The organism is Sphingomonas sp. Leaf25 (genome assembly GCF_001421635.1).
Lineage (GTDB): Bacteria > Pseudomonadota > Alphaproteobacteria > Sphingomonadales > Sphingomonadaceae > Sphingomonas.
Genome location: NZ_LMKU01000003.1, coordinates 17,560 through 33,471, shown reverse-complemented (window position 1 = coordinate 33,471; position 15,912 = coordinate 17,560). Strand labels below are relative to the sequence as shown.

Annotated in this window: 11 protein-coding genes and 1 tRNA gene; 8 read left to right on the top strand and 4 right to left on the bottom strand. The window is 66.6% G+C overall.

The genetic code is table 11. The features are described from left to right. From ASE78_RS01780 to ASE78_RS01765, 4 genes are read right to left on the bottom strand one after another with little or no spacing between them, the layout of a single operon-like run. On the bottom strand, positions 1-339 hold the full coding sequence (locus ASE78_RS01780) for an L-rhamnose mutarotase (RefSeq protein WP_414886712.1): 339 nt from the start codon (positions 337-339) through the stop codon (positions 1-3). 45 nt (positions 340-384) lie between these two features. Further along, entirely contained in the window at positions 385-1,857 is a 1,473-nt protein-coding gene (locus ASE78_RS01775; RefSeq protein WP_056492433.1) for a glycoside hydrolase family 28 protein, read from the bottom strand. 14 nt (positions 1,858-1,871) lie between these two features. Next, entirely contained in the window at positions 1,872-3,071 is a 1,200-nt protein-coding gene (locus tag ASE78_RS01770) for a rhamnogalacturonan acetylesterase (protein WP_056492430.1), read from the bottom strand. Further along, on the bottom strand, positions 3,068-4,942 hold the full coding sequence (locus ASE78_RS01765) for a rhamnogalacturonan lyase (RefSeq protein ID WP_162236448.1): 1,875 nt from the start codon (positions 4,940-4,942) through the stop codon (positions 3,068-3,070). Before ASE78_RS01765 ends, ASE78_RS01770 begins: the two co-directional genes overlap by 4 nt. 173 nt (positions 4,943-5,115) lie before the next feature. Between ASE78_RS01765 and ASE78_RS01760 the strand changes: the two genes are divergently transcribed. The 8 genes from ASE78_RS01760 (at position 5,116) to trxB (ending at position 15,866) form a co-directional block, all read left to right on the top strand. After that, positions 5,116-8,346 (top strand): TonB-dependent receptor, encoded by a 3,231-nt coding sequence (locus ASE78_RS01760; protein WP_056492427.1) that lies wholly within the window; start codon positions 5,116-5,118, stop codon positions 8,344-8,346. A 98-nt stretch (positions 8,347-8,444) separates the two neighbouring features. Beyond that, positions 8,445-9,068 (top strand): DUF6250 domain-containing protein, encoded by a 624-nt coding sequence (locus ASE78_RS01755; protein ID WP_056492424.1) that lies wholly within the window; start codon positions 8,445-8,447, stop codon positions 9,066-9,068. Positions 9,069-9,085: 17 nt separating this feature from the next. Continuing rightward, a complete protein-coding gene (locus tag ASE78_RS01750; protein ID WP_056492421.1) occupies positions 9,086-11,785 on the top strand; it encodes a hypothetical protein in 2,700 nt (899 codons plus the stop codon). A 234-nt stretch (positions 11,786-12,019) separates the two neighbouring features. Next, positions 12,020-13,864 (top strand): potassium transporter Kup, encoded by a 1,845-nt coding sequence (locus tag ASE78_RS01745; RefSeq protein ID WP_230772179.1) that lies wholly within the window; start codon positions 12,020-12,022, stop codon positions 13,862-13,864. Next, a complete protein-coding gene (locus ASE78_RS01740) occupies positions 13,861-14,373 on the top strand; it encodes a 2'-5' RNA ligase family protein (RefSeq protein ID WP_056492417.1) in 513 nt (170 codons plus the stop codon). The genes ASE78_RS01745 and ASE78_RS01740 overlap by 4 nt, the downstream gene beginning before the upstream one ends. 52 nt (positions 14,374-14,425) lie before the next feature. Beyond that, positions 14,426-14,502: transfer RNA gene (locus tag ASE78_RS01735), tRNA-Met, on the top strand. 154 nt (positions 14,503-14,656) lie between these two features. Further along, the gene (locus ASE78_RS19750; RefSeq protein ID WP_268795683.1) at positions 14,657-14,791 is read left to right on the top strand and encodes a hypothetical protein; all 135 of its coding nucleotides are present in this window, start codon (positions 14,657-14,659) and stop codon (positions 14,789-14,791) included. A gap of 103 nt (positions 14,792-14,894) precedes the next feature. Next, a complete protein-coding gene (gene trxB / locus ASE78_RS01730; RefSeq protein WP_235514843.1) occupies positions 14,895-15,866 on the top strand; it encodes a thioredoxin-disulfide reductase in 972 nt (323 codons plus the stop codon). Positions 15,867-15,912: the final 46 nt, after the last annotated feature.

Below are 15,912 nucleotides of genomic sequence, written 5' to 3'. Positions count from 1 at the left end.
TCATGCCATGTGGAACATGGGGGTCAGCGCCCATTCGAGCGGCCGATGATCGGCCTGCGTCTCCATCAGCGGCGCCATCGATTCCCACCAGCGCTGCATGATCGAGCTGGCGGGCAGACGGTCGCGCTGGTTGTCGTCGGCGAGCTCCAGCGTCGCGAACAACGCACCGGTCGCTTCGTCGAGGAAGATCCAATAGTCGGAAATGCCCGCCTCGCGCAATAAATCGACCAATTCCGGCCAGATAGCGTCGTGGCGCGCACGATATTCCGCCGCCATGCCGGCCTTGAGCTGCATCCGAAACGCCTGACGCGCCATCGATCCCTCCCGATAATCGTCCACTATATGGACTCTATATCCAAATGATAGAATTGCGATCGGCAAACGTCAAACATTCTGTGTAAGCTTCGTCACCTTCGCCCCCGGACAATCGCTGAGCCGGACCGCCGCCCGCCGGTCCCCCGCCGTGGACAGATGCAGCCCCTCGACCCGCAACCCGCGGACATGCCGGCACCACAGCCCCCATGCCGGCGTCGGCCCGAACATGCTGGGTTCGGGATAGGCATCGGCGAGTTCCTCCGGCTCCACCACCGCCTCGCCACCGCCCAGATAGCGCAGCCGCAGGTCGCGAAGCGTCACATCCTCGATGCTATGCCCCGGCAACCCCGCCAGTGTCGCGGCAAAGCGATGGTCGATCCCCCGCGCATCCAGCCCCTCGATCACCACCCCCCGGATCGCGCCGACCCCGGTTCCCGCCGGCCCGCGCCGCCGGTCGCCGATTCGCAGGAACAGCGGCGCAGTCGTCACCTCGGTCATCGCAATATCGCGCACCGTCACATCCTCCAGCACGCCGCCGTCCACCGTCTCCAGCGCCACCCCGCGCGACCGGGTGAAGCGGCACCGCTCGATCCGGATCCGCCGAAACCCGCCATTGCTCTCGGTGCCGAGCTTGATCCGTCCCGTCACCCGGTCACGATCGGGCGCCAGCGCCTGCGTGCGCCGCCGCGTCCCGTCGATCAGCGTACCGCCGTCGAAGCCGGACACCTCGCAATCGCGGATCGTCACATCCTCGCACGGGAGGACACGACCGAGGGCGAAACTGCTCTTCAGGACGATGGCATCGTCGTTGGGCGTGTTCACCCGGCACCGCTCGACCAGCACGTCGGACACGCCGTCGAGGTCGATCCCGTCACGGTTGCTGTCGATCGTCAGGTCGCGCAGCACCATGCCCCGGCACCCGGTCGCGAGGATCGCGAAATGCCCGCCCCGCGCGATCGTCAGCCCCTCGACCCGCACGTCGCGCGCCGCGACCAGCGCGATCGCCTTGTTGCCCAGCCCCTCCATCGCTCGCGCATCGGGTTCCAGCTCGGCGATCTGCGCCGCGCTCATCCCCTGCATCGACAGTGGCCGTTCGCCGGCCTGCTTGCGCCAGCGTGCGCCGGGACCGTCGCGGGTCAGCCCCGCGCCATCGATGCCGCCGGGACCAAGGATCGCCACCCGCGCCACGCCGTCACCGACGATCAGGCTGTTGTGCCAATGGCTGTGCCCGAAGTCCTGATAGAGCTGCTCGCCCCGATCCTCGGGCAGCGCATAGCGCCCGCCGTCGCGCACCGGATCGGCGGCGATGATCGTCGCCCCCCGCTCCAGCACGATCGTCATGTCGCTCTTCAGGAACAGCGTGAAGCAGCGATAGCGCCCGCGCGGCACGATCACCGTGCCGCCGCCCGCCGCCGCATCGATCGCGCGCTGCACCGCCGCCGTGTCGATCGCCCGCCCGTCGCCCACCGCGCCGAACGTCCGCACGTCGTGCGTCTGCGCGCCATGCGCCGGAAAGGGCAGGGCGAGCACCGCTGCCAGCATGGTTCGCCGGGCGATCAATTGCCGTCCGGCCGTTCGTCGCTGCGCGCGCTGCTCGGCACGATCGCGACCTCAGCCGGCAGCGGCGGTCTGGCAGGGTCGAAGCGCGGCGCGGTCACATGCCCGGCCAGATCGGGCAGCGCCCGGATACCCTCCGCCACCCCGCGCGCCAGCAGCCATGCGCCATAGTTGTTGTGATGCGTCCGGTCCTTGCCACCGTCGTTGAACGCCAGTGGGCTGCGCTCCGGCCCCAGCGCCTCGTAAATCGCGACGCTCATCTGGTTGAGGTCGATCACCGGCACCCCCGCCTCGTGCGCCACCGCGCGCACCGCCGCCGGATAGTCGCCCAGACTCGGCTTGATCCGGCCGTTACCATCAAAATTGCGTCGCTCGGGACTGGTGACGAGCACCGGCTTCGCGCCGCGCCGCTTCGCCTCGGCGATATAGGCGTTCAGATAGGCGCGATAGGTCGTGCTCGCCTCGACATAGGTCTGCGGCCACTGTGCTTTCTGGTCGTTATGGCCGAACTGGATGAACAGCCAGTCACCGGGCCTGATCGTCGACAGCACCTTGTCGAGCCGCAACTCGGTCACGAACGATTTCAGCGTCTCGCCGGACTCGGCATGGTTCGCCACCGCGACCTTGTCGTCGAGGAAGGCGGGCAGCATCTGGCCCCAGCTCGCCGCCGGCTCGGCCCGCTGGTCGGTCACGGTGGAGTCGCCGACCAGATATAGGGTCGGGACGCTCGCCGGCGCGATCCGGAGCGTCGACACCGCGCCGTCGCCGAGCAGTTCCAGCGTCAGCCGGTCATCCCAGGTCGGGCTGGCCATCTCGCGCGGTTTCAACCGGACGATCGTGCCGCCCGGTGCATTCTCGGGCGGCGGAGCAAGCCGCGCGGTGCGCGTGTTGACCACGAAACTGCGGGTGACGCGCTTGCCGGCGCCGGTCGCCACCCGGTCGAGCATCAGCCGCCGCGCCTCGGCCTTCACCGTCGTCGTCGCGGCGCGCCGGTCGCCCAGCGTCACCGTCACCTGCCAGTTGCCTTCGGGCAGCGCGACCGAGAAGCGCCGCCCGCCACCCGGTTCATAGCCATAGCCGTCGCGGTAGCCGCGATCACGCTCGACCCGCGTCTCGCCCGGCTGCGCCCGGCCATCGTCCAGCCGATAGGTGACGGGAGTCGCCGGCCCGGCGAGCAGCATTGCCAGCGCGACGATCATTTCGGCACGTCCAGCGCATGCGGTGGCTGGTTATAGGCGGTGTTCTGCCACGCGACGCCCAGACGATAGACCGGATCGTGCATCAGCGTCACCCGCCGGATCATGGTGGGGAAGGGGGTGGCATAGATGCGCAGTTCATTGCTGTCCTCGCTGCGCAGGATCACTTCCTCGCGCCAGTCGCCGAGGATGTCGGCGCTGAGCGCCGGCGTAGATTTGGTGCCGTTGTTCGACGTCGCGCCCTGTGCGTCCAGCAACAGCGTCTCGGTCCCGGTCTTCCAGTCCCATTTGGTGATGCGGTTCTTGTCGAGCAGTTCGCGCAGGGCATCGCCGTCCCAATAGATTGCGAAATTGGCGACGCGCGGCTTGGCGCCGGGGATCACCTGTCCCTTGGCGGTGTAGAGATACGGCGTGCTGGAATTCCAGTTCTCCTCGCCCGGATAGCGCGGGTCGATGTCGGCCGACAGGCCGCGCCCGGTGTCCTTGGTCGCCGGCGTCGTCCACAGGATTTCCCCGGTCCGCGCGTCGAGCATCGCCGACCCGAAGCCGCCATTGCCCGGCACCTCCTCATGCACCCCAAATTTCTCGAGGCCCGGCCGACCCGGGTCGAGATCGCCGAGATGCATCGTGTCGCCGTGGCCGAGCCCTGCGCTCCACAACCCCTTGCCATCGTCGTCGATCGCCATCGATCCATAGACGATCTCGTCGCGGCCATCGCCGTCGACGTCGGCCACCGACAGATTGTGGTTGCCCTGTCCGCCGAACCTCGCATTGCCCGGTGCGGCGCTGTCGAACAGCCAGCGCTGCGTCAGCTTGCCGTTCCGCCAGTCCCACGCCGCGACCGTCGAGCGGGCATAATAGCCGCGCCCGAACACGCCGCTGGGCCGCTGACCGTCGAGATAGGCGACCCCGGCGAGGAACCGGTCGGAGCGATTGCCATAGCCGTCGCCCCAGATCGCGGCGCGCGCCTCCGGCGTGTCGCCGCCGCGCGGCGGCGAATAGGGTGCACTCGCCAGCGCCGCACCGGTACGGCCGTCGAACACGGTGATATACTCGGGGCCGGACAGGATGCGCCCCTGCGTCCGCGCGATCCGGCGGCCGTCGGGCAGGATGGTCGATCCGGTGCGGTCGGCCTGCGGCAGTTCGCCGCCCGTCTCGCGCCAGTCGGCCTTTGCGTCGCCCAGCACCTTGCCGGTGCCGTCGATGGTCCCGTCGGCGGTCTTGACCATGATCTCCGCCCGCCCGTCGCCGTCGAAGTCATAGACCATGAACTGGGTATAGTGCGCGCCCGAGCGGATGTTGCGACCAAGGTCGATCCGCCACAGCCGCTTGCCCTCCAGCGTATAGGCGTCGAGGATCGTCTCGCCGCTGTAACCGCCAAAGGCGTTGTCCTTGGAAATGGTCGGATCCCACTTCAGTACGATCTCGTAGCGCCCGTCGCCGTCCAAGTCGCCGACGCTCGCGTCGTTGGCGGTATAGCCATAGCGCTCGCCGGCGGGCGTCGTCCGGTCGGCCGGCTTGTCGAGCGGGATCGGCAGATAACCCCTGGCCCATACGCCGACGCTGACTGCGCGTTCGCGCCCGCCGATCGTCTCCAGCGTGTAGCGTGCGCCGGGCGTGCCTTGCCGGTCGTGAAAGCTCGATGCGCTGGTCAGGCGCGCGGCGATCGCCCGTCCGTCGCGCAGCAGCCGGAATTCGACACCCGGCCGGTCGGTGGCGAGCAGCCGCCAGCTCACGTGATTGCCGCCATCCGGTGCCGGAACCGCCACCAGCGCCCTGTCGAGTCGTTCGTATTGGCGGCTGGGCTTCACCGGGGCCGCACCCAGCGGCAACGCCACGGTGGCGGCCAGCAGTGCCAGCAATTTGCTACGCATCCTCATCTCTCCCGGTCCTGATGATTTTCCATCATGTGGACATACATATCATATTGCGAAGATTTAGCTTTGCAACGCAAGGATTCGACGTTACCCCTAATGAAGAAATTTGTGTTCGTTCGGCGGTGACGGGGAATACCCACGCACCGGATGGGAATTAAGGAGGGGATTGCATGGCATCGTTCGTCAATATTCGCAGGGCCGGTATTTGCAGCGCAGCTTCCGGCCTCGCGCTGATCGTCGCGCTCGGCAGCGCACCCGCGTGGGCGCAAACGACGTCGCAGGTCGATAATGCGGTAGCGTCGGACGATGTCCGCCAGTCGCCGACCGACGAATTGTCGCAGGAAGCGAGCGAGGCCGAGATCATCGTCACCGGCACCCGCGCCTCGCTGCAATCGGCCAACGCCCGCAAGAAGAACGCCGACACCGTCGTCGACTCGATCGTGGCGGAGGACATCGCCAGCTTCCCCGACAAGAACGTCGGCGAGGCACTCGCCCGGGTAACGGGTGTCCAGTTGCAGCGCGACTTCGGCGAAGGCTCGCAGATTTCGATCCGCGGCGTCGAGCCCGACCTCAACCGTATCGAGATCAACGGCGTCAGCCAGCAATCGCCCGGCGGCGGGCGCAGCGGCGACTTCCGCGAACTGGCGGTCGAACTGGTCAAGTCGATCGATGTGTACAAGGGCTATACCGTCGACCTGACCGAAGGTGGCATCGGCGGCACCGTGCGCGTCGAGACGCGCCGTCCGCTCGAACTCACCAAGCCGCTGTTCAGCGTGAAGGGCGAGGCGCAGCGCCTCAACCTCACCCAGAAATGGCGTCCGCGCTTCAACCTGACGGCGGGTCGCTCGGACCTGCTCGACGGGCGGCTGGGCGTGCTGTTCAACGTGACGCACAGCGTCGTCGACACGCGCGGCGATTCGGTCGCCAACACCAACTGGCAGCGGTATCTCGATTTCGACCGGTCGACCGAAAAGACCGTCGCCGATCCGGCCTATGCCAATTTCGGCAGCTATGAGAGCTGCGCCGGTACGACCGGCACGACGGCGGCGCTGGCGACCGCCAACCGGCTCGCCTGCGAAACCCAGTTCTTCGACTGGTCGCCGGGGTCGGTCCGCTATCGCAACAACGAACGCACCGATGCGCGCACCACGCTCGACTTCCAGGCGCAGGTGCAGTTGGCCGACAATTTCTCGGCATGGGGTCAGGTCACGCTCAACTATCGTAACCAGAACCTGCGCGACACCAACTATGCCGTGAACATGGGCGGTGGTCTGAGCAACGCCGGAGTGCAGAGCAGCACGCCCGACATTACCCGCTATAATCTCGACGCGGCACTGGCCAACAATGCCGCCGGTGGTGTCTCGCGCGCACGTCCCACCCAGTCGTTCGTGACGACCGAGGGGCATGTGCTGACGAGCTGGACGACTGCGCTGAACGCCGGCACGCCCACGGGTAGCGGCGTCGTCCTCAATTCGGGTGGAGCCAGCAACATCGTCGGCGTGCAGCGCCGCGACTTCAGCTACGACGAGAATACGCGCTATTACCAGACCGGGTTCAAATGGGACCTCGACCGGATGAAGATGGTGTTCCTCGCCTCGCGCGCCGAGGGCAACCGGGTGAACGAAACCAATCTCGTGTCGATCACAACCGGCGTTTCGGGGATTTCGGTCGACCGTCGCAATGCCGAGGGTCTGCCGATCCTGTCGTTCCCCACCGGGTTCGATCCGGCGAATATCGCGTCCTATGCCGACGCCACGCGGCGCGGTGCCAACGGGCAGTTGCTCGTCCAGTCGGGGCCGAACGTCCAGTATCGCCCTAGCCAGAACGACTCGTCCGAAGACCAGTTGAAGCTCGACGTCGACTATGATCTCGACTGGGGTTTCCTGAAGAGCATCAAGTTCGGCGGCCAGTATCGCAGCCAGGACCTCGTCGCCTACAATGCCGGCGGCGCGCGTCTGCTCTCGCCGGCGGTCATCGCCGTTCCGGCGGCGGGCATCGTCGCGCGGCCTGCGGTGTTCCAGTATAACAACAACGTGTCGCTCACCACGGTGATCGGTTCGCCGCCGGCGACCGGTCCCGCGGCCGGCGTCACCTACTTCACCCCGGCGCAGTATCAGGAGTTCCTGGCGGTCAACGGCGGCGTTACTGGCGGTGCCCCGCTGTTCGGCGGGATCAAGGCAGTCGACGGCGCACCGACCCGGCTGGCGCAGCCATTGTTCGATTTCGCTAACCTCTCTCGATATTACGACTTGTCCGGCTTCAACCAGAGCCGGGTGCGCGAGGCGGATGGGCTGCCGCAGATTCCGGGCTACATCATCAATGAAAAGATCGTGGCCGGGTATCTACGTGCAAATTTCGGGACGCAGGTGTTCGGCATGAACCTGACCGGCAACGCCGGCATGCGCTACACCTACACCCGCGACGATTCGACCAGCAGCAATACCCGACGCGAGAGCCGGGTACGGCCGGGTACTGGGGTGCCGGGCATCCCGGCGGTGATCGAGGTCGCCACGGTCGCGGTGCAGGAGGTGACCCTGTCGAACGATTATCACGACTGGTTGCCCGCCGCGAACCTGTCGCTTGAAGTGCAGCCCAACCTGTTCGTGCGCGCCACCTATGCCAAGAACCTCGCGCGTCCTCGGCCGAGCGACCTGTCGCCAACGGTAAATTGCGTGATTGACGTTGCCGACACCCTTGCTGGCGAAGACACTTGTTCGGCAGGCAACCCGAACCTCAAGCCCTATCGCGCCGATCAGTACGACCTGAACGCCGCATGGTATCCGAACGCCGACACTGTCGTCAGCATCGGCTATTACTACAAGGACATCAAAAGCTTCGTCTTGCCAGCGCAGACGATTGCCGGCGTCGATCTGTTCGGTGACGGCGTGCTGTATACCGTTCGCCAGCCGACCAACGGCTTTGGTGCGAAGCTGGACGGGTTCGAGGTCAGCGCCTCGACCGCTTTCACCTTCCTGCCGGCACCGTTCGACGGGTTCGGGATCAACGGCAACTTCACCTATAGCCGCGCCCTGAACAGTTCGCTGACCAACGTCGCGACCGGCGAACCGCTCGACGCTTTCCCGGGCCTGTCGAAGTATACGTACAATGGCAGCGTTTTCTACGACAAGGACTGGCTGAACGCGCGTGTCAGCTACAACAAGCGCAGCGACTATCTCCAGACCGCTGCCGAAGGTTCCGTCAGCAACAACCCGGTCTTCCGTCGCGGCGAAACCTATGTCGATGCCAAGGTACAGTTCCGCATTACGCCACAGTACAGCATCTTCTTCGAAGCGCTGAACCTGACCAATGAACTTGCCCGCTCGTACATCGATGACGCCCGCGCCATCGAATACAGCGATTTCGGCCGCCGCATCTTCGTCGGCGCGCAGTTCAAGCTGTGATGCGGCGGACCGGTCGCCCCGTGCTGCGGCGCGACCGGTCCCCATCGCGATCTACTCCCCCCTGTGCCCGGCTGCCGCGATGGTGGTCGGGCATCATTTTGTTCGCGCTCGGCGGCTGTATCCATACACCGGTCGCAAGCGACTGGACGGTCGAGGCGCACGATCCCGCCGCCCCCGTCGGCTTTGCGTCCGGCACGATCGACATCGATACCGCCAAGGGGCTGACGCTGTGGTACGACCGGCGGCTGGACGCGCCGGTGCGGATCACGTTCGAGGCGATGGCGGTGTCGGCCGGCGGACCGAACGATCAGGTGAGCGACCTCAATGCCTTCTGGATGGCGAGCGACCCGGCGGTGCCCGATGAATCGGTGTTCGCCGCGAAGCGCAGCGGCAGGTTCGAGGACTATGACACGCTCGCGACCTATTATGTCGGGATCGGCGGCAACCGCAACACGACGACGCGGATGCGCCGCTATACCGCGCGCGCCGGCGATCGGCCGCTGTTGCCCGAGCATGACCGCGCCGATCCCGCCGCGCTGCTCGCCGCCAACCGCTGGACGCGCATTGCCCTGATCGCGCGCGACGGACAGGTCGCGGTCGAACGCGACGGCAAGCGGCTGTTCGCCATGACCGATGCCGAACCTTACCGATCGGGCTGGTTCGGCATCCGCACCACCCAGAGCCATTTGCGCATCCGCCGGTTGCGCATCACCCGATTCTGACCATCAGGAGAACCGCGATGCGGATGACCCGCCGTAGCCTGCTCGGGGCCACGATCCTTGCCGCCGCCACCGCCCGCAGCCTGCCGGCATTCGCCGCGCCACGCGCTGTTTCCCGTCCGGTCGGCGCGCATTGGGTGGAGGGCACCGCACCCGCCACCCATGCCGGCCAGACGTTCGGGCTGGCCTGGCCCCAAGGGACGCTGAACCGTCGGCGGTCGCTGGCGGTGCGCGATGCCGGTGGTCGGGCGGTTCCGGCGCAAAGCTGGGTGACGGCGACGTGGCCCGATGGCTCGGTCAAATGGACCGCGCACGCGCTGCCCGCCGACGTCATGCCGGGTGCGACGCTGACCGTGGCCCCCGGCACCGCGCCGGCGCCGGCCGCCCCGGTCCGCGTCGAGGAACGCGCCGACGCGGTCGTCATCACCAGCGGCGATCTTCGTTGGCACATTCCGCGCAGCGGTGACGCCGTCGTACGGCAGGCCGCCTATGGCGAGCGTGTCGTCCTGCGCGACGTGTCGCTGGTGGGTGAGGTGCGGCAGGGTTCGCCCGAAGGCCCACGGGTCCCGCTGAACGGCCGGATCGAGCGCGTCACCGTCGAGCAGCAAGGGCCGGTTCGCGCGGTGGTGAAGGTTGAGGGACGACATGTTGCGGGCGACCGGACGATGCTGCCGTTCGTCGTGCGCCTGTACGCCTATGCCGGGTCGCCCGGCCTGCGGATCGTCCACAGCTTCATCCATGACGTCGATCCGGCGCAATGGTTCGTCTCGGGGTTGGGGGTTCGTGGCAGCGTGCCGATGGCCGCGCCGCTCCACGACCGCCACGTCCGTCTCGCCCTGGCCGACGATGCGATGTTCGTCGAGGCGGTTCGCCCGCTGACCGGCCTGCGCCGCGATCCGGGCGAGGCGACCCGTAGCGCGCAGATCGCGGGCAAGGCTACGCCGCCGCTGGCCGACATGGCCAAACCGGTCGGCGAGTTGATCGAGCGCATTCCGGCGTGGGGTGACCTATCGCTAGCGCAACTGTCCGCTGGCGGCTTCACGGTGCGCAAGCGGACCGCGCCCGGCCATGCGTGGATCGATGCCGCCGAGGGCAAGCGCGCGCCGGGCTTCGGCTATGTCGGCAGTCCGGCGGGCGGGGCGGCGATCGCCTCGCGCTGGTTCTGGGAACGGCATCCGAGCGAGATCGCGATCGGCGGCGCGGCCGGCGACGCCGCCGACCTGACATTGTGGCTCTGGTCGCCGCAGGCTCCGGCGATGGACCTGCGCCCCTATCGCGGGGTGATGGGCATGGAGGCGTTCGCCGCCCAGAACGAGGGGCTGGCCGTCACCTATGAGGATTACGAACCCGGTTGGGACAGCGCGACCGGCATCGCCCGCACCAGCGAGCTGATGCTCTGGGCCTTTCCCGAAACGCCCGCGACCGATCGGTTGCAGGCGCTCGCCAATCTCGCTGCCAGCCCGCCGCAACTCGTCGCCGATGCGGATGACCTTCACGACGCCCAAGTGTTCGGCCGCTGGAGCCTGCCCGATCGCTCGACGCCCAACCGTGTCGCGATCGAGGACCAGCTCACCAACCTCGTCGACTTCTATGCCGGCGAGGTCGAGCGGCGCCATTGGTACGGCTTCTGGAACCACGGCGACGTGATGCACAGCTACGACACCGACCGGCATCAGTGGCGCTACGACATCGGCGGTTTCGCATGGGCCAACAGCGAATTGTCGCCCGACTTGTGGCTGTGGATGCAGGCGCTGCGTACCGGCGGCGGGCAGGCGTACCGGCTGGCCGAAGCGATGACGCGCCACACTGGCGAGGTCGACGTCTATCACACCGGCCGCTTCAAGGGCATGGGCACGCGCCACGGCGTCCAGCATTGGAGCGACAGTTCCAAACAGCCGCGCGTCAGCAACGCCGCCTATCGCCGCATCTATTATTATCTGACCGCCGACGAGCGCGTCGGCGACCTGATGCGCGACCTGCTCGAATCGGACCGGACGCTCACCAAGGTCGAGATCGGCCGCAAGGTGCCGGGCGGTGTGAAACAGGTCCTGCCCGCCGGTACGATCGAGATGTCGTTCGGCACCGTCTGGTGCTCGCTTGCCGCCGCCTGGCTGACCGAATGGGAGCGCACCGCCGAGCGCCGCTGGCGCGATCGCTTGATCGCGGGCATGGACAGCATCGGCCGGCTGAAGAATGGCTGGATCGCCGGCCGCGCCCCCTACGACCTCGCCAGCGGCCGCTTCGTGGGGCCGGGGGACAAAGTGTCACTGTCGCACCTCAATTCGGTGTTCGGCGCGGTCGAGATCAATGCCGAACTGCTGCAACTGCTAGACGTGCCGCGGTATCGCGGGGCGTGGCTGGACTATTGCCGCTATTACAATGCGCCGCGTGCGGAGTTCGAGGCGCGCTATGGCCCGCGCCGAGGTTCAGAGAATCTGGGCGAGGCGCATTCGCGGCTGACCGCGTTCGTCGCGCACGAAACCGGCGATGCGGGTCTGGCGAGTCGTGCCGCGAGCGAATTCTACGGCGGCCGCGCCGGCCTCGGCGTCGCGCCCGGCGATCCCCGGCGGACGCTACCCGGCGGAGTCGTCGAATGGCCCGGAGTCAGCACCAACGCCGCGTCGCAATGGGGGTTGGCCGCGATCGAGAACCTCGCGCTGATCCCCGCGGCGATCGACGCCGGGCGGCTGCGCGGCAGGCGGAGCGGGGCGGCGGAATAGCCGAAGCGCTCCGTTCATCCTGCGTCCATCGATGTCGCACCATTCAGGCCCGTTGCAGCGGCGTTGTGCGCATGCTAACGGCCCGCCCCTGAACCATTGGGACGCGGTCGCCATGACCAATATCGTTGCCACTCCGGCGCGGTCCCCGCGCTCGTGAACTCTACCGCAGAGGCTTCGCCGCAAGCCGTCGATCTCACCGCCGAACCGGTCGGCCACCATGGCCCGCGCCAGTCGATCACGAAGCTTGCCTTCGGGGCGATCGGTGTCGTCTATGGCGACATCGGCACCTCGCCGCTGTACGCGATGAAGGAGACGTTCGTCGGCCACCACCGGTTGCCGGTCGATCAGATCAACATCTTCGGCGTCGTCAGCCTTGTCTTCTGGTCGTTGATGCTGATCGTGACGTTGAAATACGTCTTCGTCATCATGCGCGCCGACAACAACGGCGAGGGCGGCAGTCTCGCGCTGCTCGCGCTGATCCAGCGCAAGAGCGGCGGCGGGCGCTGGACCGCCAGCCTGATCGTGCTGGGCGTGCTGGCGACCGCGCTGTTCTTCGGCGACTGCATGATTACGCCCGCCATGTCGGTGCTGTCGGCGGTCGAGGGGCTGGCGACCGTCGATCAGCGCTTCGATGCGTTCGTCATTCCGATCGCGGTGGTCATCATGATCGGGCTGTTCTGGTTGCAGTCGGTCGGCACCGCCAGCGTCGGTCGGCTGTTCGGGCCGATCATGGTCGTCTATTTCGCGACGCTGACCGGGCTTGGCATCCTCAACATCCTCGAACGGCCCGAAGTGTTCCAGGCGCTGAACCCGATCTGGGCGATCCGCTTCTTCCAGCAGGACGGCGTCCTCGCCTTTCTGGCGCTGGGCTCGGTCGTGCTGGCGGTGACCGGGGCGGAGGCGCTCTATGCCGACATGGGCCATTTCGGTCGGCGGCCGATCCAGGTCGCGTGGTTCTACCTCGTGTTCCCCGCACTGATGATTAACTATCTGGGGCAGGGGGCGCTGCTGCTCAACAACCCGAGTGCCGCCGAAAATCCGTTCTTCTTCATGGCGTCTGAGGATTTCCGCCTGCCGCTCGTCATCCTCGCCACGCTGGCGACGGTCATCGCCAGCCAGGCGGTGATTACCGGCGCATTCTCGGTGGTGCAGCAGGCGGTGCAACTCGGGCTGATGCCGCGCCTGCGCATCGAACATACCAGCGCCGATGCGGCGGGGCAGATCTACATCCCGTCGGTCAACTGGGCGCTGCTCGTCATGGTGCTGCTGCTGATCTTCGGCTTTCAGGAATCGTCGAACCTTGCCGCTGCGTATGGCATCGCCGTCACCGGCACGATGTTCATCAGCACCTGCATGATCGGCGTCCTGTTCCGCCGTGTGTGGAACTGGCCGGCGGTGGCGGCGGGGGCGTTCGTGTTCCTGTTCCTGTGCATCGACGGTGCCTATTTCGCGTCGAACCTGACCAAGGTGCCCGATGGCGGCTGGTTCCCGCTGCTGGTCGGCATCATCGTGTTCGTGCTGCTGACGACCTGGGCCAAGGGCCGCAAGCTGATGATCGAGCGGATGCGCGAGGCGGCGATGCCGATCAAGGTGTTCATCCAGTCGGCCGCCAACTCCGCCACCCGCGTTCCCGGCACGGCGGTATTCATGACGTCGACGCCCGAAGGGGTGCCGCACGCGCTGCTCCACAATCTGAAGCACAATAAGGTGCTGCACGACCGGGTCGTCCTGCTGACCGTCAAGATCGCCGACACCCCCTATGTCGACCCGGTCGTGCGGACCAAGAACGAGGATCTGGGGCAGGGCTTCCACCGCATGATTCTGAAGTTCGGCTTCATGCAGGACCCCGACGTGCCGGGCGCGCTGAAGGAAGTCGGCTGTTGCGGCGGCGATTTCCGGATGATGGACACCAGCTTCTTCCTCGCACGGCAGACGTTGCTGCCCTCGTCGCGGCCGGGGATGATGATCTGGCGCGAGAAGCTGTTCGCGTGGATGCTCCAGAATTCGGAAAGCGCGATGGAGTTCTTCCGCCTGCCGACCAACCGCGTCGTCGAACTCGGCAGTCAGGTGGAGATTTGACCGGCGGTCCGGCCCCGATCATCGTCACCGCGCTGTTCGCGCCCGAGGATCAGGCATGGTTCGACACGCAGCGCCGTGCGTATTTTCCCCCCGAGCGCAACGTGCTCGCCGCGCACTGCACGATGTTTCATCACCTCGCCCCCGAACTGGGAGCGGAGTTGAAACAGCGGCTCAATGCGGCGACACGGGGGCAGGGGGCACCGCAGGCACGGGTCGGCGGACTCCTGAACCTTGGTCGTGGCGTCGCCTATCGCATCGAAGCACCCGAACTGGAGGCGATCCGTGCGGACATCGCCGATGCGTTCGCGACGATGCTGGTGCCGCAGGACAAGGCCGGCTGGCGGCCGCATGTCACCATCCAGAACAAGGTCGAACCCGCCGATGCCAAGGCGCTCCTTGCCCGTCTGAACGCCGGTTTCGCGCCCCGTCCGGTTCGGATCGCCGGTCTGGCGAGCTGGTGGTATCGTGGCGGACCATGGGAAGCGCTTTCCCGGCATATGTTCGCTTGACGGCCACGATTCGCGTTCGTATAGGGCCGCCTCCCCGAACGGGGATGCGTGGGGCGAAGTAGCTCAGTTGGTTAGAGCACGGGAATCATAATCCTGGGGTCGGGGGTTCAAATCCCTCCTTCGCTACCACCCGCGACAGTCCGATAGCCGACGTCGCCATGCGCCAAGCGCCATCCACATCCTTCGCTGATTAATGTGACATTCACCGATTTTTTGGTAGAACATAATCCTCTGTCGTTCGTTGGCTTCAAAACAGAATAATATAACGAGAGGATGGACTGTCATGGCCAAAGTCGCTGGCGCCTCCGCCCGTCATCGCCTGTCGGGTATCGATCGGGTTCCCAATCCCACAGGCCTGTTGCTTTGCATGGCGGTCGCGGTGCCGATCTGGGTGGGAATCCTCGCGCTGATCTTCTGATGCGTCGGGCACGACGCCTTGCTGCGACGGCTCGATCCCCCATGTTGCGTTCGACAGCGCGTTCGTCCTAGACGGCGCGATCAATCGAACGGAACAGAACGTCATGGCCGCTACCCACACCACCCGCATGCTCGTCCTCGGATCGGGACCGGCAGGGCTTTCCGCCGCCATCTATGGCGCGCGCGCGGGAATGGAGCCGATCGTGGTGCAGGGCATCCAGCCTGGCGGCCAGTTGATGACGACCACCGACGTCGAGAACTACCCCGGCTTTCGCGAGGTGGTGCAGGGGCCGTGGCTGATGGGCGAGATGCAGGCACAGGCCGAGCATGTCGGCACCCGGATGATGTGGGACACGATCGTCGATGTCGACGTGACCAACCGTCCGTTTCGCCTGACCGGCGACAGCGGCGATGTGTATGAGGGCGAGGTCCTGGTGATCGCCACCGGCGCACAGGCGCGCTGGCTGGGCCTCGACAGCGAGGAGTTGTTGAAGGGCAAGGGCGTGTCGGCCTGCGCGACCTGCGACGGCTTCTTCTATCGCGGCAAGAAGGTCGCGGTGATCGGCGGCGGCAATACGGCGGTCGAGGAAGCGCTCTATCTCACCAACCACAGCGACGACGTGACGATCATCCATCGTCGCGACAGTTTCCGCGCCGAACGCATCCTGCAACAGCGTCTGTTCGCCAGCGACAAGATCAGCGTGCTGTGGAACAAGCAGGTCGAGCGGTTCGTCGGCGGCGGCACCCCGCACGGCCTCGTCGCGATCGAGTTGAAGGACACCGTGACCGGTGAGCTATCGACGCTGGAGGTCGACGGCGGCTTCGTCGCGATCGGCCACCATCCGGCGACCGAGCTGTTCCGGGGTCATATCGCGCTCGACGACGACGGCTATATCGCGGTCGAAACCGGATCGACCCGCACCAGCGTGCCCGGCGTCTTCGCCTGCGGCGACGTGATGGACAAGGTCTATCGTCAGGCGGTGACGGCAGCCGGGACCGGCTGCATGGCCGCGCTCGACGCCGAACGCTTCCTGCAGGCCGCCGAATTCGCCGATCTGGCCGAAGCTGCCGAATAACTGGCGCCCGTTCCGCCCTTGCGTCGTTAGGGACGCAAGGGCGGCG